This window comes from Agarivorans sp. DSG3-1, assembly GCF_046774965.1.
GTDB lineage: Bacteria > Pseudomonadota > Gammaproteobacteria > Enterobacterales > Celerinatantimonadaceae > Agarivorans.
The window spans coordinates 4,331,140-4,350,868 of record NZ_CP177241.1; the positions used below are offsets into that span (position 1 = coordinate 4,331,140).

At 45.0% G+C, this 19,729-nt stretch carries 19 protein-coding genes and 7 tRNA genes; 18 read left to right on the plus strand and 8 right to left on the minus strand.

The window, feature by feature from the left end; genetic code table 11:
- Positions 1-58 precede the first annotated feature (58 nt).
- On the minus strand, positions 59-547 hold the full coding sequence (ubiT, locus tag ACLD71_RS20065) for a ubiquinone anaerobic biosynthesis accessory factor UbiT (RefSeq protein WP_411991789.1): 489 nt from the start codon (positions 545-547) through the stop codon (positions 59-61).
- 140 nt (positions 548-687) lie between these two features.
- Here ubiT and ubiU point away from each other — a divergent pair, with 140 nt between their 5' ends.
- Positions 688-1,686, plus strand: a complete 999-nt coding sequence (gene ubiU, locus ACLD71_RS20070) for a ubiquinone anaerobic biosynthesis protein UbiU (RefSeq protein WP_137671515.1) — start codon at positions 688-690, stop codon at positions 1,684-1,686.
- A 13-nt stretch (positions 1,687-1,699) separates the two neighbouring features.
- The gene (locus tag ACLD71_RS20075) at positions 1,700-2,572 is read left to right on the plus strand and encodes a U32 family peptidase (protein ID WP_303516854.1); all 873 of its coding nucleotides are present in this window, start codon (positions 1,700-1,702) and stop codon (positions 2,570-2,572) included.
- A 27-nt stretch (positions 2,573-2,599) separates the two neighbouring features.
- Here ACLD71_RS20075 and nlpI read toward each other — a convergent pair whose 3' ends face one another.
- From nlpI to hemA, 6 genes are all read right to left on the minus strand, one after another.
- Positions 2,600-3,469 (minus strand): lipoprotein NlpI, encoded by an 870-nt coding sequence (gene nlpI, locus ACLD71_RS20080; protein WP_411991790.1) that lies wholly within the window; start codon positions 3,467-3,469, stop codon positions 2,600-2,602.
- Positions 3,470-3,595: 126 nt separating this feature from the next.
- Positions 3,596-4,453: a 3-deoxy-8-phosphooctulonate synthase gene (gene kdsA, locus ACLD71_RS20085; RefSeq protein ID WP_411991791.1), complete on the minus strand. Its 858-nt coding sequence runs from the start codon at positions 4,451-4,453 to the stop codon at positions 3,596-3,598.
- Positions 4,454-4,463: 10 nt separating this feature from the next.
- Positions 4,464-5,228, minus strand: a complete 765-nt coding sequence (locus tag ACLD71_RS20090) for a SirB1 family protein (protein WP_137671519.1) — start codon at positions 5,226-5,228, stop codon at positions 4,464-4,466.
- Positions 5,229-5,282: 54 nt separating this feature from the next.
- Positions 5,283-6,122, minus strand: a complete 840-nt coding sequence (gene prmC, locus ACLD71_RS20095) for a peptide chain release factor N(5)-glutamine methyltransferase (RefSeq protein ID WP_411991792.1) — start codon at positions 6,120-6,122, stop codon at positions 5,283-5,285.
- Between the two features lies 1 nt (position 6,123).
- Positions 6,124-7,215, minus strand: coding sequence for a peptide chain release factor 1 (gene prfA / locus ACLD71_RS20100; RefSeq protein WP_411991793.1), 1,092 nt, complete (start codon positions 7,213-7,215; stop codon positions 6,124-6,126).
- 67 nt (positions 7,216-7,282) lie between these two features.
- Positions 7,283-8,533 (minus strand): glutamyl-tRNA reductase, encoded by a 1,251-nt coding sequence (gene hemA, locus ACLD71_RS20105; RefSeq protein WP_303516860.1) that lies wholly within the window; start codon positions 8,531-8,533, stop codon positions 7,283-7,285.
- Between the two features lie 205 nt (positions 8,534-8,738).
- On the opposite strand from hemA, the gene lolB reads away from it, so the two are divergent.
- The 13 genes from lolB (at position 8,739) to ACLD71_RS20170 (ending at position 15,187) form a co-directional block, all read left to right on the plus strand.
- On the plus strand, positions 8,739-9,332 hold the full coding sequence (gene lolB, locus ACLD71_RS20110) for a lipoprotein insertase outer membrane protein LolB (protein WP_411991794.1): 594 nt from the start codon (positions 8,739-8,741) through the stop codon (positions 9,330-9,332).
- Complete coding sequence (gene ispE, locus ACLD71_RS20115; protein WP_411991795.1) at positions 9,313-10,191, plus strand: 4-(cytidine 5'-diphospho)-2-C-methyl-D-erythritol kinase; 879 nt, start codon at positions 9,313-9,315, stop codon at positions 10,189-10,191. Before lolB ends, ispE begins: the two co-directional genes overlap by 20 nt.
- 68 nt (positions 10,192-10,259) lie before the next feature.
- Positions 10,260-11,201, plus strand: a complete 942-nt coding sequence (locus tag ACLD71_RS20120; RefSeq protein WP_137671525.1) for a ribose-phosphate pyrophosphokinase — start codon at positions 10,260-10,262, stop codon at positions 11,199-11,201.
- Between the two features lie 205 nt (positions 11,202-11,406).
- On the plus strand, positions 11,407-12,042 hold the full coding sequence (locus ACLD71_RS20125) for a 50S ribosomal protein L25/general stress protein Ctc (protein ID WP_137671526.1): 636 nt from the start codon (positions 11,407-11,409) through the stop codon (positions 12,040-12,042).
- Positions 12,042-12,632, plus strand: coding sequence for an aminoacyl-tRNA hydrolase (gene pth / locus ACLD71_RS20130; RefSeq protein ID WP_137671527.1), 591 nt, complete (start codon positions 12,042-12,044; stop codon positions 12,630-12,632). Before ACLD71_RS20125 ends, pth begins: the two co-directional genes overlap by 1 nt.
- A 25-nt stretch (positions 12,633-12,657) precedes the next feature.
- A complete protein-coding gene (gene ychF / locus ACLD71_RS20135; RefSeq protein WP_137671528.1) occupies positions 12,658-13,749 on the plus strand; it encodes a redox-regulated ATPase YchF in 1,092 nt (363 codons plus the stop codon).
- Positions 13,750-14,237: 488 nt separating this feature from the next.
- Positions 14,238-14,314: transfer RNA gene (locus ACLD71_RS20140), tRNA-Met, on the plus strand.
- Between the two features lie 35 nt (positions 14,315-14,349).
- Positions 14,350-14,434, plus strand: a tRNA-Leu gene (locus ACLD71_RS20145).
- 39 nt (positions 14,435-14,473) lie between these two features.
- Positions 14,474-14,548 (plus strand) — tRNA-Gln (locus tag ACLD71_RS20150).
- Between the two features lie 126 nt (positions 14,549-14,674).
- Positions 14,675-14,749, plus strand: a tRNA-Gln gene (locus tag ACLD71_RS20155).
- Positions 14,750-14,890: 141 nt separating this feature from the next.
- A tRNA-Met gene (locus ACLD71_RS20160) sits at positions 14,891-14,967 on the plus strand.
- Between the two features lie 21 nt (positions 14,968-14,988).
- Positions 14,989-15,073: transfer RNA gene (locus ACLD71_RS20165), tRNA-Leu, on the plus strand.
- 39 nt (positions 15,074-15,112) lie between these two features.
- Positions 15,113-15,187, plus strand: a tRNA-Gln gene (locus ACLD71_RS20170).
- A gap of 145 nt (positions 15,188-15,332) precedes the next feature.
- Here the strand turns inward: ACLD71_RS20170 and ACLD71_RS20175 are convergent.
- Positions 15,333-16,490, minus strand: a complete 1,158-nt coding sequence (locus ACLD71_RS20175) for an FAD-dependent monooxygenase (protein ID WP_411991796.1) — start codon at positions 16,488-16,490, stop codon at positions 15,333-15,335.
- 215 nt (positions 16,491-16,705) lie between these two features.
- On the opposite strand from ACLD71_RS20175, the gene miaB reads away from it, so the two are divergent.
- From miaB to ybeY, 3 genes are read left to right on the plus strand one after another with little or no spacing between them, the layout of a single operon-like run.
- Positions 16,706-18,133: a tRNA (N6-isopentenyl adenosine(37)-C2)-methylthiotransferase MiaB gene (miaB, locus tag ACLD71_RS20180; protein WP_137671530.1), complete on the plus strand. Its 1,428-nt coding sequence runs from the start codon at positions 16,706-16,708 to the stop codon at positions 18,131-18,133.
- A 59-nt stretch (positions 18,134-18,192) separates the two neighbouring features.
- On the plus strand, positions 18,193-19,254 hold the full coding sequence (locus ACLD71_RS20185; protein ID WP_137671531.1) for a PhoH family protein: 1,062 nt from the start codon (positions 18,193-18,195) through the stop codon (positions 19,252-19,254).
- 2 nt (positions 19,255-19,256) lie between these two features.
- On the plus strand, positions 19,257-19,703 hold the full coding sequence (gene ybeY, locus ACLD71_RS20190; RefSeq protein ID WP_137671532.1) for an rRNA maturation RNase YbeY: 447 nt from the start codon (positions 19,257-19,259) through the stop codon (positions 19,701-19,703).
- The last annotated feature ends 26 nt before the right edge of the window (positions 19,704-19,729 follow it).

Genomic DNA, 19,729 nt, shown 5'->3' on the forward strand with positions numbered 1-19,729 from the left:
GGCTTATAATTCGAGACATAGCAATCACTTAAGTGATTGCAGTTTTGTTATTTTGGGTCTATGCAGGCTGGTATTGCGCCACTAATTCAGCACTCTGAGTAAGCGCTGTTTTTACCCAGTTAGGCAAGTCATCAATGTCTAAGTTATCCAAGAGATTTTTAAGCTCTAGACCTAACTCTGTATCGCCTTCTATTTTCAATCGGCGTTGGAAAAAAAGCGTATCAGGATCTTCTTGACGCCCCATCATCAACACAAAGTCATTTAACTCACCGGAAAAACTCACATCAACAGTGTCAGCTTTGGCTTGTACCTGCAATTTTTGCTGGCTAAAAGTGATGTACCAACTCGCGTTTAAATCACTCACTGTTAACTTTAAATGGCGCTGTTCTAGAAAGTCCAAGTCACCGTCTTCAATGGCCTCAGCAAAGGATACAGCTAAGGCTTTTTCTATCACTAAACTTTGTAAAGAAAAAGGGCAATATTTGGCAGGTAAACTCAATACCCTTGGCATTTCTTTCACTAAAGACCGTTTTAAGCGAGTAAGCACTTAGTTACCTCATAAAAATAAAATCAACGTATATAAGTGGCTCAGTTTACTCAAGTTTGCTTAGCGCAAAGCTGCGCTGAGTCAATATCCAATAGAACTAAGCCCAGTAGAATGACAAAAAATCTCTAGTAGAGCGACATATGGAATTACTTTGTCCTGCCGGCTCATTACCTGCAGTGAAAGCAGCGGTAGACCACGGCGCCGATGCCATTTACATCGGTTTTAAAGATGCCACTAACGCACGCCACTTTGCGGGTTTAAACTTCGAAGGCAAAAAACTAGATAAAGCCGTTGATTACCTAAAAAGCCGCCAGCGCCAATTGCACGTAGCAATCAACACTTTTGCTCACCCTCAGCAACACCACCTATGGTTTGCAGCCATTGATCGCGCCGTTGAAATTGGTGCCGATGTGGTGATTTTGGCCGACATTGCTTTACTGGAATATGCTAAACAGCGTCATCCTAATTTAACGGTACATTTATCGGTGCAGGCCTCGGCCACTAATGCCTCGGCAATTGCATTCTATCAACGTAACTTCAATGTAAAACGGGTGGTATTGCCACGCGTGCTATCGATACACCAAGTTAAGCAACTTTCTAGAGCTTGCCCAGATATGGAGCTTGAAGTATTCGCCTTTGGTAGCTTGTGTGTCATGGCAGAAGGGCGCTGTTATTTGTCATCGTATTTAACTGGCGAATCACCAAATACGGTTGGAGCCTGTTCACCAGCTTCTTTTGTTCGCTGGCAAGAAACCGAACAAGGCTTAGAATCTCGCCTGAATGACATTCTAATTGACCGCTATGGGCCCAATGAAACAGCTGGTTACCCAACGCTGTGTAAGGGCCGTTTCGATGTAGATGGCCACCGTTATCATGCGCTTGAAGAACCTACTAGCCTAAATACCCTCGAATTATTGCCAGAACTGTTTTCTGCCAATATCTCTGCAGTAAAAATTGAAGGCCGGCAACGCAGCCCAGCCTATGTCGCGCAAGTGACTCAAGTGTGGCGTGAAGCTATTGATAGCTACCAGCGTGACCCTGAGCAGTATGCAGCAAAAAATCAATGGATGAGCCAATTAGCGAAACTGTCTGAAGGCAGCCAAACTACCTTAGGCGCTTATCACAAAGCTTGGCAATAGAAATAGGTACATTATGAAGTATGCACTTGGGCCAATTTTGTATTATTGGCCAAACCATAAAATTGAAGAGTTTTACCACTTGGCTAAAGCCAGTAGCGCAGACATTATCTACCTTGGCGAAACTGTTTGTAGCAAACGTCGCAACATGAAAGCACAAGATTGGATAGACCTGGCAAAACAACTGAACCAAGCAGGTAAGCAAGTCGCGATTTCTACCATGGCCTTGCTAGAGGCACCGTCTGAGATCCGTAACTTAAAAAAGCTGATTGATAACGGTGACTTTATCATTGAAGCCAATGACTTCAGCGCTATCGAAGAAGCCCATAAAGCTAAATTACCATTTGTTTGTGGCCCTGCCATTAACATTTACAACGCTTATGCCTTGAAAGTATTGCTAGACCAAGGCATGCAACGCTGGGTAATGCCAGTTGAGCTATCGAGAGATTGGTTACAAAAGCTCAGTGACGAGTGTACTGAAATGGGTATTCGTGAACGCTTTGAAATAGAGGTTTTTGCTTATGGACATTTGCCACTAGCCTATTCCGCGCGTTGCTTCACTGCACAGTCTGAAGGCAAGAGCAAAGACAACTGCGAAACCTGCTGTATTAACTACCCTAACGGTCGTCGAGTAGACAGCCAAGAAGGCCAGCCACTGTTTGTACTTAACGGTATTCAAACGCTTTCTGGTGATTGCTACGACTTAATTAACGACCAACAAAGCATGCAGGGTTTAGTTGATATAGTGCGGATTAGTCCACTGGGTGAAGAGAGTATTGAACACTTAGAAGCTTTTCGACGTCGCACAGAAACCAGCGAACCCTTCCCCACTCCCGACAGTGTTAACGGCTACTGGCACCAAATTGCTGGCATTCGCCAGCAAGATTAAACCAAATCTAATCGCGATGAGAGCGAGTTAAATCTGGCTCTCATAACGGTTTAGTTCAAACAAGGCCAAACGGTGTTCTACAAAATCATACACGTTGTTCGCTAACGATAATTTGAAGTAACTGCTTGCCAACTGAGGGTCGCCAGCGCGCTGGGCTAATTTAGCCATGTAGAAATAAGCTTCGCATAAACGCTCAGCCAAAGCGCGGTTATCACCCTCTACATCCATGGTGCTGCGTAGAAACTCTTGTTGAGTGATTTCGCCAGCGTACAAACGAACAATTTCCCAACCCCAATCTTCATTTTGATACGTTTCTAAGGCTTCGCTTAGCTCTACAGCTGCGCCCTCTTCACCGGCTTCAAGCTGAATAAGGTAGCGCCACAACACACGGTAAGGGTCATTAGGAGCTTGGTCTGCATAGTGTTTTACATCAACGATGGCCAACTCAGGCTTGTTGGCATAATTAAGCGCAATTCCACGATAGAAATAAGCAAAGCTATAATTTGGTGCCAGCTCTACCGCCGAGTCAAAAGCTTCAAATGCGCTATCAAACTCTTCGGCTAAGGTGAAATAAACACCTAAAAAATTATAGGCTTCTACAAAGTCAGGCTTTAACTGAATAGCCCGGTTAAAATCGAAGCGTGCTAAGGCTCGCAACCCAACGCGGTCAAATACAATGCCGCGCTCGTAATAAAGCTGCGCCATTTGGTCTTGATTGTATTCACCAGAGTTAAGCATCTGTCCAAGACGCGCTAGAGCGACTTCAGATTGATAATTAACTTGTAAAGGTGTAGCTAATACCACCGTTTGCGGAGCTTGACTTGAAGTGCTGGCACAAGCGCTAAGGTAACCAAAAGTCACTAACATACACCCGGTGCGCAAGGCTTTAATTAACATATCACTTCCATTTTTCTTGTTGAGCTAAGGGCTGAAAAATAGCGACTTTCAGCCCTGTTAATGTTGTTTACCCTAGCAAGAGAAGAAGATTAGGGAAACCGAAAGTTGCCATTATCGACAAATTTCTTATTTTGAATGAGTATCTAAAACGTCGAAAGATTTCACCAAATCATCCAAGGCTTTAATCTGCGTTAAAAATGGCTCTAGCTTCGACAAGGGCAATGCACTTGGTCCGTCACATTGTGCATTATCTGGATCTGGATGTGCTTCTAAAAACAATCCAGCCAGTCCGGTAGCCATACCGGCTTTAGCCAACTCGCCAACTTGCTCACGGCGACCGCCAGAGGCAGCGCCTAATGGATCGCGACACTGCAGCGCATGGGTAACATCAAAAATAACTGGCGAACCATTACTAACTTTTTTCATGGTACCAAAACCTAGCGTATCAACCACCAAGTTGTCGTAACCAAAGTTGCTGCCACGTTCACACAGAATAATCTTTTCATTGCCGCACTCAGCAAACTTATCAACAATATTGCCCATTTGTGACGGGCTTAAAAACTGAGGTTTCTTTACGTTAATTACCGCGCCCGTTTTAGCCATTGCTTCAACTAAGTCGGTTTGGCGTGCTAAAAAGGCAGGTAGTTGAATAACGTCTGCCACTTCAGCAACTGGAGCGGCTTGCGCTATTTCATGTACATCGGTAATCACCGGAATAGAAAACTGCTGCTTAATCTCTTCTAACAAACGTAAACCCTGCTCCATGCCTGGTCCACGGTAAGAATGCACTGATGAGCGGTTTGCTTTATCAAACGACGCTTTAAATACGTAAGGAATACCTAACTTGCTGGTTACTTCTACAAAATGCTCAGCAATACGCATCGCTAATTCACGAGACTCTAATACGTTCATTCCGGCAAACAAAGTAAATGGCGCGTTATTGGCTACGGGGATTGCGCCAATATTAACGGTTTTCTGCTGCATGCTATTCCTCTTAATGCAAAATGGCAGGTTGCGAATCCATGGAGTGGATTTGCACCTTTAGTATCTTCGACAATGGGTCGTCGGGACACTGTTCAATAAAATATTCAAAGTCATTAATTGCAACGCTATTGCAATCGAGTTGTTGATAGATAAACCCTCTGTCACGCATTTCGTGTGGGTCACCAGGCTTTAAGCGTAGTAACACTTGGGAAACCCGCAATGCCTTCTCAAACTCATCTTCGCGTAAACAGGCACTCTTTAATTCGCCCAGCCAGCGCTCTGTCACTTGTGAAGAGCTAATCGGTTCTAAGTTGTCACTCAGTAATCGAGCCAAGTTGCCTTTATGTCCGCGATGAATCACTTCAAGTTGGCTTAAGCTTTTTTGCTCACCCGCAAAGGCATCAAAATAGATAAATCTATCGGTCAGCTTTACCGCCAAAATTGTTTGTGCCGGAAAGGCTAAGGCGTGACATTCAATATCGAGTTTACGGGCAAAGTAATGCAGTAACACCGCTAAACTAGTGCCATTACCACAACGCCGACTCAAGGCATCACTAATCAACCAGTTCTTACTGTGATAGTAAGACTGCCAATCACTGCTGAAGCCCAAGTCTTTATAAAAAAGCGTTTTGAGCTGTTCAAATCGAAGCTCAACCGTGTCTTCTAATGGATTGAGTTTGAGCCAATCTAACCACAGCCTATGCAAGGTTTTACGGACCAACGCAAAGGACTGCCCAGTGATCTCTTCTTCAATACCTAAAATGCGAAAAATCACTCGTTTTCTTTCCTTACTTTATTCTTTTACTGGCAGCGCTAATCCAGAACCACATTAGCCACTAAACCGGCCACCGCTTACGCGATCCATTCCGCCATAGTCTTGCTCAGTAAATACATCTTTGAACCCAGCTTGTATTAAAAGCTGCTGAACCGCCGTTTTTTGGTCGTAACCATGTTCTAACATTAACCAACCATCACTTTTTAAGTAGCTTGGTGCTTGTTCAACAATATGTTGAATATCGGCCAAGCCATGCTGCTCTGCGGTAAGCGCTGAGCTAGGCTCAAAGCGCACATCGCCTTGCGACAAGTGTGGGTCTTGTGGGTCAATATAAGGTGGATTACTTACCACCAAATCAAATTTTTGCTCACTAAAGGGGGCAAACCAAGAACCTTGCCTAACCTCTACATTAGCAAGCTTTAACAGCGCAGCATTCTCTTTCGCCAATGCTGCGGCTTCGTCTCGTAAATCACTGGCATATACACTCGCTTGCGGTAATTCGCTGGCAAGCGCAAGAGCAATTGCTCCAGTGCCGGTTCCTAAGTCGACTATTTTAGTATCGGCGTGATTAATGAGTTTCTTTAGGCTTTGTTCAACTAAAACTTCAGTATCTGGGCGCGGGATCAAGGTTGCAGGAGAGACTTTTAAGGCTAACGACCAAAACTCGCGTGAGCCAACAATATAAGCCACCGGCTCACCCGCTAGGCGTTTGGCCACCAGTTGTTGATAATTCTGCCACTGTTCGGCCGTTAACGTTCGCTCAGGCCAAGTGAGCAAATACGCTTGCTCACATTGCAATACGTGTTGCAAAATCACCTTAGCATCAACCTTCGGTGACTCGCCTCCCGCTAGAGCTTGCTTGGCCCACTCTTGAGCCTGGGCAATACTCGGCAATTTAGCCTTCACCTTCTGCTAATGCCGCCAGTTGATCAGCTTGAAACTCTTGTAGAATAGGGTCAAGTAAGGCCAGTAACTCACCTTCCAATATATCGTTTAAACGGTATAAGGTAAGGTTGATACGGTGATCGCTCACGCGGCCTTGTGGGTAGTTATATGTACGAATACGTTCACTACGGTCACCACTGGCAACCAATTCACGACGCATGCTGGTTTCTTCTGCGCGACGTTTATCGTCTTCTAGAGCTTGCAAGCGAGCCGACAGTACCGACATCGCTTTAGCACGGTTTTTATGCTGTGAACGCTCTTCCTGACATTCCACCACTACGCCTGTAGGTAAGTGAGTCAATCGAATGGCTGAGTCAGTTTTGTTAACGTGCTGACCACCTGCGCCAGACGCTCGGAAAGTATCAACCCGTAAATCACCGGTGTTAATCTCAATTTGCTCAGCTTCAGGAATCTCTGGTAATACAGCAACGGTACAGGCAGAAGTATGAATACGGCCTTGCGATTCAGTTTCTGGTACCCGTTGAACGCGGTGACCACCAGATTCAAACTTCATTAAGCGGAATACATCTTCGCCGTCAATTTTAGCGATCATTTCTTTGTAACCGCCTTGCTCACTTTCGTTAGCCGACATAACCGACATACGCCAGCCCTGCTGCTCTGAAAACTTGCTGTACATGCGGAATAAGTTACCGGCAAAAATAGCCGCTTCATCTCCACCGGCGCCTGCGCGGATCTCTAAAAATACGCTGCGAGAATCGTTCGGGTCGCGAGGCAATAACAATAACTGCAAGTCTTCCGACAAGGTTGCCATGCTTTCTTTAGCTTCGGAGGCTTCCATCTCAGCCATCTCACGCATTTCTGGGTCGTCGTCTTGCATCATCTCGTTAGCCGACTCAAAGTTTTCTTGAGCTTGCTGGTAAGCAGTAAAGCAATTTACCACTTCCTCTAACTGCGAATATTCTTTTGTCAGGCCTCTAAAGCGAGTTTGATCAGAAATAATTTCTGGTTCGCCGAGTAATACTTGAACCTCTTGGTAACGCTCTTTCAGGGTTTCAAGTTTTGTTATAATTGACGCTTTCATGCTTTCTCTCTATAAACGCAATATTCCGTCGGCTTTAGCTAGCAACGAAACATCGACCACAAATGGGTTATTTTCTTAGGCCTATAGCCTCTCGTATTACTGCCAGCTCTTCGAGACGACCATCGCGGCCAGCCTTATTAATGGCTTCGGTAGGGGCGTGAATCAACTTGTTGGTGAGTTGGAAGGCGGTTTCGCGAATCACTGTTGCGGGGTCTTTACCGTTGGCTAAGGACTCCATAGCTTTCTCTACTGCGGCATCACGAACTCGCTCGCTATGGCTGCGGTAGTCACGAATGGTAGTTACCGACTCTAACGAGCGTAACCAAGCCATAAAGTCTTCACTTTGAGCACTAACAATAAATTCAGCTTGTTCAGCAGCTTCTCGGCGCGAGGCCATATTCTGTTCAACAATACCTTGTAAATCATCTACGGTGTACAAGTAAGCATCACGCAAATCACCTACTTGTTCTTCAATATCGCGTGGTACTGCAATATCCACCAAAAACATCGGTTGAAAGCGACGTTTCTTTAACGCGGTTTCCACCATACCTTTACCAATAATGGGTAAAGGACTGGCAGTAGAACTAATCACGATGTCTGAAGCCGCCAAGTGCTGTGGGATTTCGTTTAGTGTAATCACCTCTGCACCAAACTTATCACCCAAGGTTTTAGCCCGAGATACCGTACGGTTGGCCACGATTAACTTATTTACACCTTGGTCAACCAAATGTTTAGCCACTAGCTCAATGGTTTCACCAGCGCCTACTAACATGACTTTAGACTGGCTAATGTCATCAAAAATTTGTTTCGCTAAGCTCACCGCAGCAAACGCCACTGAAACAGCATTCACGCCTATATCAGTATCGGTTCTCACTTGTTTCGCAACCGAGAACGCTCGCTGAAAGAAACGCTCCAATACGCTGCCCACTGCGCCTGCTTCACGAGATTCGGTATAGGCTTGTTTAATTTGCCCTAAAATTTGCGGCTCACCCAATATAAGAGAATCTAAGCCACTGGCCACACGCATTAAATGCGCTACGGCTTGCTGCTGCTCATATTGATATAAACAGGGCTTAACCTCTTGCTCTGATAACTGCTTGTAGTTAATTAACCATTGCACAACGGCTTGGCAATCTACATCGCCTAAATTGCAATACAGCTCGGTTCGGTTACAGGTAGATACAATCACCATCTCCACACCAAGCTGAGTACTAGCGTGACTCAACGCATGGTTGACCTGCTCAGGGCTAAACGCGACTTTTTCACGCAAGCCGACGGGAGCCGATTTGTGATTAATACCTAAGACTTGCAGAGTCATCGTTGTGGGGGGCTTTGCAGCGCCGTTTCCTAATGGGGTAAAAACACAAATTGTACGGGAATGTGGACTTAAATAAAAGAAACTCGCACGTTAAGCAGCGCTTGATGCACTAAATTTAATCTCAATTAGCGACACATCTTTGCTGATAAGCAATTTACAGCAAGCACCTTGAACTTTTATACTGCAAAAAAAAGTCGGAATCACTGTGCGCCAACTCGTTTTTATCATCATCTTTGCGATGAGCTTAACCGCTTGTAGCATTGCGCCACCTATTAGCACTGATAACAGTGAATGGGATAGCCATTTAGCCGATCTCAATCGCTTAAACAATTGGCAATTGAGCGGCAAAATAGCGTTTATTAGCGACGCCTCACGCCAAGCGGCCAATCTATATTGGCAACAGCAAGGCGACAAAAGCATTTTAAGAATTAACGGCCCCTTAGGAATACAAGGTATAGAGCTGCACTACCAACCTGGAAAAGTATGGGTAAAAACCAAAGACGAAGAATACTCAGGCAAAGATGCACAATTGTTAGTTCACCGGCTCACTGGCTGGCAGGTTCCTGTTGAACAACTCCCTAAGTGGCTACTGGGCATACCCACTCAAAATGACTACCAGCTAAACCCTCAACACCGTTTGGCAGGTTTTACCACCGATGAGCAGTGGGAAATTAGCTATGTTAATTACGCCCAATACAATACGCATACCCTGCCCCGCCAATTAGAGATGCGCTCGACCGACAATTTACTAAAACTCAATATTCATAAATGGCAGATTAATGACTCAACAAGCAACTAGTGGCCCGTGGTTATCACCCGCCAAACTTAATCTCTTTTTATACATCACTGGCCAACGTGACAATGGCTACCATGACTTACAAACCTTGTTTCAATTTATTGATTGCTGCGATCAGCTTTTTTTCACGCCTACTCAATCGGGTAGCATAGAGTTAAACAGCCAATTAGATTTTCCGGCGGAAGACAACTTGGTGGTGAAAGCCGCCCGCCTTTTACAGCAATATAGTCATATTCAACAAGGGGTAAGTATTACCCTAGATAAACACTTGCCAATGGGCGGCGGAATTGGTGGCGGCTCGTCAAATGCCGCAACCACCTTGCTGGTGCTTAACCACTTGTGGAAATGCAACTTAAGCCTCGATCAACTAGCCACTTTAGGTTTGCAACTTGGCGCCGATGTGCCTATTTTTATTCATGGTCATAGTGCGTTTGCCGAAGGCGTGGGAGAACAACTACAAAACGTAGTTGTAGCAGAACCATGGTATGTGGTTTTGCATCCGCATGTGCATGTTTCTACAGAAAGTGTATTTGGTCACCCTCTCCTATCAAGAAACACCGCAAAGCGAAGCTGGCAACAATTAGTTAACAGTGATTGGCAAAATGATTGCCAAGAAATTGTGGCTAAAGTTTATCCGGAGGTTGCACAAGCTCTTAGCTGGTTGTTAGAATACGCGCCGTCGAGGATGACAGGAACAGGTTCTTGTGTTTTTGCTGCCTTTGATACAGAGCGTGAAGCCTTGTCAGTGCTAGAAAAACGCCCTAAAAATGTTTCTGGTTTTGTGTGTAAAGCCTGTAATCAATCGCCCTTACATGAGCAGTTGAAAAACGAAAAAACACTCGAAAACACCGCAGGAGCTTAAGAAATTTCATTCTTAGGTTCTTAAAAAACGTAACGCTCTATTGACCCGATAAATCTGAGGTTTCCATCGTGCCAGACATGAAACTCTTCGCCGGTAACGCCACGCCCGAACTTGCCCAGCGTATTGCTGACCGCCTCTATACCACCCTAGGTGATATTTCAGTAGGTAGATTCAGTGATGGCGAGATTAGTGTACAAATCAACGAAAACGTTCGTGGTGGAGACATTTTTGTTGTCCAATCCACTTGCGCTCCAACTAACGACAACGTCATGGAGCTGATTGTAATCGTTGATGCTCTACGTCGTGCCTCTGCGGGTCGTATTACTGCGGTAATTCCCTACTTTGGTTATGCTCGTCAAGACCGTCGTCCACGTAGTGCACGTGTGCCAATTACTGCGAAAGTAGTAGCAGACTTCCTATCGAGTGTAGGTGTTGACCGCGTACTTACTGTTGATCTTCACGCCGAACAAATTCAAGGTTTCTTCGACGTACCAGTAGACAACGCTTTTGGTAGCCCTGTATTACTGCAAGACATGCTAGACAAAAACCTAGAGTCTCCAGTAGTAGTATCACCTGATATTGGTGGTGTTGTACGTGCTCGCGCCGTGGCCAAAATGCTTAACGACAGTGACCTGGCTATTATCGACAAACGTCGTCCACGAGCAAACGTAGCGCAAGTAATGAACATCATCGGTGACGTTGATGGTCGTGACTGCATCATGGTTGATGACATGATTGATACTGGCGGTACCTTGTGTCAGGCAGCAGCAGCACTTAAAGCTAAAGGCGCTAAGCGCGTGTTTGCTTATGCTACACACCCAGTATTCTCAGGTAACGCTGCGCAAAACATTACAGAGTCAGCCTTAGATGAAGTAATTATTACTGACTCTATTCCGCTAGCCGATGAAATGCGCAACGTAGAGAAAGTACGTCAACTATCTCTAGCGCCAATGCTTGCAGAAGCAATTCGTCGCGTCAGTAACGAAGAGTCAATCTCAGCAATGTTCTAAGTAACATTCAGCGAAAGATTTTAAAAAGCGCGGTAATGTGAATTACCGCGCTTTTTTATTGGCTTTCAAAAACGCCAATGGTAGAATGCCGCGCCTTTTGAATTGAAGTGGGTCAGTGCAAGTCACTTTTTCACTGTTCAATAAGGTACTGGTTAGAGTTTGGTCGCGAAACTTTAGCCTCATTTTTTTATTTGGAGAAACACAAATGTCTAACATTAAACTTGACGCTGAACTGCGTACAGACCTAGGGAAAGGTGCGAGCCGCCGCCTACGTCACGAAGAAAAAGTTCCTGCTATCGTATACGGTGCTGGCAAAGAGCCTGTATCAATCACTCTTGCACAACGTCACGTGATGAAAGCGCAAGAAGCTGAAGCGTTTTACTCAAGCATCATTACTTTGAATGTTGCTGGTGAAGCCGTAGACGTATTAGTAAAAGACATGCAGCGTCATGCATTTAAGCCACGTGTACAACACATTGACTTCCAACGTGTTGACAATACTAAAGCTATCCACAAAGCAGTTCCTCTACACTTCTTAAACGAAGAGTCAGCAGAAGCAGTTAAGAATGGCGGTAAAGTACATCACTTGGCAACAGAGATCGAAGTTAGCTGTCTAGCTAAAGATCTTCCAGAGTACATCGAAGTAGACGTAGCTAACCTAGAACTAGGTAACTCTCTACACATCTCTGACATCACTCTACCTGCTAACGTAACATCTGTTGAATTAGCTAAAGGTGAAAACCACGACCAAGCAGTAGTATCTATTACTACTCCTAAAGCTGTGGCTGAAGAAGCTCCTGAATCTGAATCTGATTCTGAAGAAGTAGCTACTGAAGAATAGTGATAAACGATATTCGTTTACTCGTGGGCCTGGGTAATCCAGGCCCCGAATATGCTTCAACTCGCCACAATGCTGGCGCCTGGTTAGTGACTCAGCTAGCCAATAATCATCACGTCCAATTAAAACCAGACAGTAAACATTTCGGACTCACCGGCCGTATTCAACTCGCCGATCAAGAGTTACGTTTGTTAATCCCCACAACGTTTATGAATTTAAGCGGCAAATCTGTTGCTTCTTTAGCTAAATTTTATCGCATAGAGCTTGAGCAAATTATGGTTGCTCACGACGAACTTGATATGCCACCGGGCGTAGCGCGCTTCAAAAAAGGTGGTGGTCATGGTGGTCACAATGGGCTTCGCGACATCATCAGTAAATTTGGCAATAACAAAGATTTTCATCGTTTGCGGATAGGTATTGGACATCCCGGTCACAAAGACCGTGTTTCAGGTTATGTATTAGGTAAAGCACCTAAAGCCGACCAAGAACTGATTGATCATGCAATTGATGAAGCGGTGCGCAGTACCGATATTTTGCTTAAAGATGGTTTAAGCAAAGCAATGAATCGATTACATAGTTACAAAGCGGGCTAAGCCCCTTAAACAAATAGGTATTATTATGGGATTTAAATGTGGCATCGTTGGTTTGCCAAACGTAGGCAAGTCAACCCTTTTTAACGCTCTGACGCAAGCCGGCATTGAAGCTGCTAACTTTCCATTTTGTACTATTGAGCCAAACACTGGCGTAGTACCTGTTCCAGATACGCGTTTAGACGCCCTGGCAGCCATTGTGAACCCACAACGTATTCTTCCTACCACCATGGAATTTGTAGACATTGCAGGTTTGGTAGCGGGCGCATCTAAAGGTGAAGGTTTAGGAAATAAATTCCTAGCCAACATTCGCGAAACCGATGCAATCGGTCACGTAGTGCGTTGTTTCGAAAACGACAACATCGTTCACGTAGCGGGTAAAGTAGACCCTGCAGAAGATATCGACACCATTAACACTGAGTTAGCGCTGTCTGATTTAGATACCTGTGAAAAAGCTCAGATCCGAGTCGCGAAGAAGGCCAAAGGTGGCGACAAAGACGCCAAATTTGAAGCCGAAATTTTAGTAAAAGTGCAAGCGCACTTAGAAGCAGATTTAATGCTACGCAGCTTAGACTTAAGCAAAGAAGAACAAGCAGCCATTGCTTATATGAACTTCTTAACTGCTAAGCCAACTATGTACATCGCCAACGTTAACGATGACGGTTTTGAAAATAACCCTTACTTAGATAAAGTAAAAGAAATTGCAGCGGCAGAAAATGCAGTTGTGGTGGCGGTTTGTGCCGAAATTGAAAGCGAGATTGCCGAACTAGACGCTGACGAAAAAGCGGAGTTTATGGACGAGATGGGCTTAGAAGAGCCTGGCCTAAACCGCGTTATTCGAGCCGGTTACGAGCTACTTGATCTACAAACCTACTTCACCGCAGGTGTAAAAGAAGTTCGCGCATGGACAGTACCTGTTGGTGCTACTGGCCCACAAGCTGCTGGTAAGATTCATACCGACTTTGAAAAAGGCTACATTCGCGCTGAAGTCGTTGGTTACGATGACTACATCGAACATAAAGGTGAGTCTGGAGCCAAGGTAGCGGGTAAATGGCGCCAAGAAGGTAAAACTTATGTGGTAAAAGATGGTGATGTGATTCACTTCTTATTTAACGTATAAGCCCAAACCCATCAAAAAAGCCAACCTCGAGTTGGCTTTTTTATTAGCGCCAGCAAATTTCAAACTTACTTCACCGCATTAGCCAGTACGTTCTATCCTACAAACTTCACTTTCAAGCTGCTGTACTTTAGGTTTTAGCCAACCCGTAACCTAGCTAAACGAGACTTGGTTTACCTTCAGCCCCACTCACTTCCTTATACTTCATCCAATTAAACCCATTATCTTACTAACTGGCTCACCACATCTTCAATTAAGCAATAATGAATATTTCAAGCCGCATAAATGCAAAGGCTAAAAACTAAACCTTCCATTAACCAAAATCGGCAATTGCACATAAAGCAAACAGGCATATTGAACAAACAGCCAGCATCGCGTACACAAACTGCACAAACAAACTTTTTTGCGGTTTTTTGGCAAAAAAACGGTTGACGCTATTGGGTCTGATACGCATAATACGCGCCGTTAACAACGCAAAGCGTCGTTCACAAGGCTATGTAGCTCAGCTGGTTAGAGCACAGCACTCATAATGCTGGGGTCGCAGGTTCAAGTCCCGCCATAGCCACCATTACTGTATACTATTAAAGTAACGGTAAGAAAAATGCGGAAGTGGCGGAATTGGTAGACGCGCTAGATTTAGGTTCTAGTATCGCAAGGTGTGAGAGTTCAAGTCTCTCCTTCCGCACCATTCTTCTCTTAGAGAAGAAGCCAAAAAGTAACACCCTGTAGGGATATCGCCAAGCGGTAAGGCAGCGGCTTTTGATGCCGCCATTCGTTGGTTCAAATCCAGCTATCCCTGCCACCATTTATAGCTTGAGTATGTATACTTGAGTTAAGCAATCAGAACTTAGGTTTTAGATTGCCAGTCTAAATTGAAAGATTAAGACACAGAAACTCTGTAGCAATACGTGTTTCGAACAGTTTCTGCAGGGATATCGCCAAGCGGTAAGGCAGCGGCTTTTGATGCCGCCATTCGTTGGTTCAAATCCAGCTATCCCTGCCACTTTATTGTGCTCAGGTTTATAATTTCAGAACGCAGTAACTGAAGGGCAATTGCCCTGGTAAGAGAATAAGTACTATGTCGTAGACTAGCATTTATACCCTGCCAAAATATTTGTAGCTTCACTTAAGTGAAAATACAGATGGCTATGTAGCTCAGCTGGTTAGAGCACAGCACTCATAATGCTGGGGTCGCAGGTTCAAGTCCCGCCATAGCCACCATTAGTTTTAGAAGTATTTCGTGCGGAAGTGGCGGAATTGGTAGACGCGCTAGATTTAGGTTCTAGTATCGCAAGGTGTGAGAGTTCAAGTCTCTCCTTCCGCACCATTCTTCTCTTAATGAAGAATCCAGTTCAAAGAGTTTTGTAGGGATATCGCCAAGCGGTAAGGCAGCGGCTTTTGATGCCGCCATTCGTTGGTTCAAATCCAGCTATCCCTGCCACCTTAAAAGGCCTGCTTTTTAGCAGGCCTTTTTTCTTTCTAAATTCGGTATTAGTAGCCACACACTTCTATAACCGTTTTCTTAAGCCTTTCTTCAGAAACAAAAAAGCCCGCATGACTCAGGCTTTGCATTCCGATTGATACCTTTACCCAATATCGCCTAGCGCATATTTCAGGGTCCAGTTTTTTATGGGCCCGCTATGCTGCATTCCTTTAATCGCTAACTTACGTAGCTGTTGTAACGGCGATAAGGAATTAGAGAACATTAGGTAGAATACGTCCATGCTGGTTTGCATGCTTAAATTATCTGGCTTGCGACGTACTTCAAAACGGCGTAATGCTTTATCTAGCTCCTCTAAACCACAGTGTTCTACTTGCTCAAGTAAGCACTTCACGTCTCGATAACCCAAGTTTACCCCCTGCCCTGCCAATGGGTTAATGGTGTGCGCCGCATCGCCAATTACTACTGCTCGGTGTTTTACATATTGGTTAACGTGGCGACGAGTTAGTGGGAAGCTGGCACTATTTAAAATATCGAAGTCTCCCGGTAGAGCAGGAAACTCTGCTTCAATACGGTGTTTAAGCTGGTTGCTTGTTAGCTGCTTTAAACCGCGAATAGTGTCTTTGCTGTCGTACCAAATTAGCGCAGCGTGCTGCTCGGCTAAAGGTAACAAGGCGCGCGGGCCACTAGGGTAAAATTGCTGCCAAGTAGCCGTTTGCTGGGGGGCATCCAGTTTAATGTTTATCGCAAAACAGTCATGCCGGTAATCCCAAGCACTAATGCCTAAACCAAGTTGTTGGCGCATACTTGAATTAGCGCCATCAGCTACCACCATCAATTTAGCAAACACTTCAGTGTCATCGATTTTTAGGCTGACACCTTCAGCGGTATTAGTTTGAAGCTGACTATTATGAACGATTCTACGGGTAACGCCTGCTTGCTCATTGGCCTGCCATAGTCCAAGTTGAATAATTCGATTCTCAACCATGAACCCTAATTCGGGTAAGTCTAGCTGCGCGCAATCAAATATCAGTTTGTCTTGTGGGTCTTCCCACACTTGCAACTGCTGGTAAGGGCACAATCGCATTGCACTAATGGCTGACCATGCGTCGAGTTGCTTCAGCAAATTTACACTAGCTTGGCTAATGGCACTTACCCGTAAATCTATAGCTTGGCTGGTGTCAAAGGCTTTAGGCTGGTAAGACTCTAGCATCAGCACCGACAAACCTTGCTGAGCAAAGCCCTGCGCGCTAGCGGCACCGATCATGCCACCGCCAACCACCACAACATCAAAATTTTCCATGGTATTTCAATTCATTCTCACTATTTATTGCAGTGTAACCCGAAGCCGTAAAAGGTTGCGAATCTTGCTGATGATAATGTGGAGTCGCTTGTTGGCTTTACGCAGCGGCCATTTTTTAATCTTTTTCTGGCAAAGCGCCGATTGTTACTAGTAAGGCTCAACATAAACCAGTAAAATACGCGTCCTTTTTTAGCGATGTAATGATGAGTAAAACGATGGGAAATAAGCTGCATATCAAAACTTGGGGCTGCCAAATGAACGAGTACGATTCGTCGAAGATGGCCGACCTACTCGATGCGACCCATGGTTTTCAGTTAACTGAAGAAGCCTCCGAAGCAGATGTTGTATTGCTGAATACATGTTCTATTCGTGAGAAAGCTCAGGAAAAAGTTTTTCATCAACTTGGTCGCTGGAAAACCCTAAAACAAAAGAACCCTAACTTGGTAATTGGTGTTGGCGGCTGTGTTGCTTCGCAAGAAGGTAAAGCCATTCGCGAACGCGCACCATACGTAGATATTGTATTTGGCCCGCAAACACTGCACCGCTTGCCAGAAATGATCAAGCAAGTAAAAGGCGGCGAAAAATCAGTCGTTGATGTGAGCTTTCCAGAAATTGAAAAATTTGACCGCTTACCAGAGCCACGTGCCGAAGGCGCCAGTGCTTTTGTGTCAATAATGGAAGGTTGTAGTAAATATTGTACTTTCTGTGTGGTGCCTTATACCCGTGGTGAAGAAGTTAGCCGACCACTGGATGACGTACTTTACGAAATTGCTTCACTCGCCGAGCAAGGCGTACGCGAAGTCAATCTGTTAGGGCAAAACGTAAACGCCTACCGAGGATTACAACACGACGACAGTATTTGTAGTTTTGCTGAGCTACTGCGTTATGTCGCCAGTATTAACGGCATCGACCGCTTACGCTTTACCACGAGTCACCCTATCGAATTTACCGATGACATCGTTGAAGTTTATGCCGATACGCCTGAGCTAGTGAGCTTTTTACACTTACCCGTGCAAAGTGGCGCCGACCGCATTCTTAACTTAATGAAGCGTGGCCACACCGCCATTGAGTACAAATCAATTATTCGTAAGCTTCGTAAAGCGCGCCCAGATATTGAAATTAGCTCTGACTTCATCGTAGGTTACCCTGGCGAAAGTACTGAAGATTTTGCTGACACCATGAAGCTAATCGAGCAAGTAAACTTTGATATGAGCTACAGCTTTGTATACAGCGCTCGCCCTGGTACGCCAGCAGCCGACTTGCCTGACGACGTCACTGAAGAAGAAAAGAAACAGCGTCTTTACATATTGCAAGAACGCATCAACCAACAAGCCATGCAAGTGAGCCGTCGCATGCTCGATACCGAGCAGCGTATTTTGGTTGAAGGCCCTTCAAAGAAAAACCCAATGGAACTACGCGGCCGAACTGAAAACAACCGAGTAGTGAACTTTGAAGGCAGCCATGACGTAATAGGTCAGTTCGTGGATGTAAAAATTGTTGATGTATTCGCCCACTCATTGCGTGGCGAGTTGCTAAGAACAGAGCAACAAATGCAGTTGCGTAATGACGTTGCGCCTGCCACTATTATCGACAAAACCGATGGGCAAGCTAACCACTTAGGCGTGGCCAGCTTTACGCCTTAGTCGCAGATACGCTTTTAAGGAGTTGCGGCTGGCTTTAAATAGCCAGCCCATAAAACAATTTGAGTAATAAAATCAATTCTATTGAGATCTACTTAGAGCCAGCCTCTAGCCCTCGCCTCGCGCAACTTTGCGGTCCACTTGATGATAATTTGAAACAACTAGAGCGCCGTTTAGGTGTAGAAATTAGTTATCGAAACAATAATTTTCAAATTACTGGTCGCCACGGCATGTGTTTGATTGCGGGCACTATTTTGCGCGCCTTATACATAGAAACCGCCCCGCTTAAAGGCGGCGATATCCCTGAGTTAAGCCCTGAGCAAGTGCATTTGGCAATTCAAGAAAGCCATGTGCTTGATCAAGATGATGAAACCACTCAGCATTACGGCAAAGAACTCAATATAAAAACCAAACGCGGCGTGATTAAACCGCGTACTTCTAACCAAGCCGCCTATATTGGCAACATGCTAGGTCACGATGTCACCTTTGGTATTGGCCCTGCTGGTACAGGTAAAACTTACTTAGCTGTAGCTTGCGCAGTAGACGCATTAGAGCGCCAAGAAGTACGCCGTATTTTGCTGACTCGCCCTGCGGTAGAAGCCGGTGAAAAGCTGGGTTTCTTACCGGGTGATTTAAGCCAAAAAGTAGACCCTTACTTACGCCCACTATACGACGCACTATTCGAAATGCTTGGTTTTGAAAAAGTAGAACGATTGATTGAGCGTAACGTTATTGAAGTAGCGCCGTTAGCTTACATGCGTGGCCGTACCTTAAATGATGCCTTTATTATTTTAGATGAAAGCCAAAACACCACGGTGGAGCAAATGAAAATGTTCTTAACCCGTATTGGTTTTAACTCACGTGCGGTGATTACTGGTGACATCACTCAGGTTGATTTACCTCGCCACCAAAAATCGGGCCTGCGCCACGCCATCGAAGTATTAGGTGAAGTACCCGCGCTTAGCTTTAACTTCTTCCAAGCTGCAGATGTAGTGCGTCACCCTATTGTGGCCGCCATTGTTGAAGCCTACGAAGAACAAGATGAACGCGACCGTATTGCTGAAGAAAAACAAAAACAGCGTCGCGAAGCCGCCCAAAAGCTAAACCAGCGAGACGATGACTAAACATGCCTTACGTTGACCTGCAAATTGCCACCGGCGATGAAGAGAACCTGCCAACCATTACCGCTTTTGAAGCGTGGTTGCACGCAACCTTGGTAGAGCATGATCAAGATACTGAATTAACCATTCGTATAGTTGACGAAGCCGAAAGCCAAGCGTTAAATTCGCAGTACCGTAATAAAGATAAACCAACTAACGTGTTATCTTTTCCTTTTCAAGCTCCTCCCGGCGTAGAGCTGCCTTTGCTAGGTGACTTAGTTATCTGTCGCCAAGTAGTAGAACGCGAAGCCGCGGAGCAACAAAAAGCAGTGTTTGACCACTGGGCGCACATGGTTGTACATGGCAGCCTTCATCTGCTAGGTTATGATCATATCGACGATCAAGAAGCAGAAGAAATGGAAGCACTAGAAATAGCAGTGCTCACCAAATTGGGTATTAGTAACCCTTACTAATATTCGTTATAACAAACTAGGTAAAA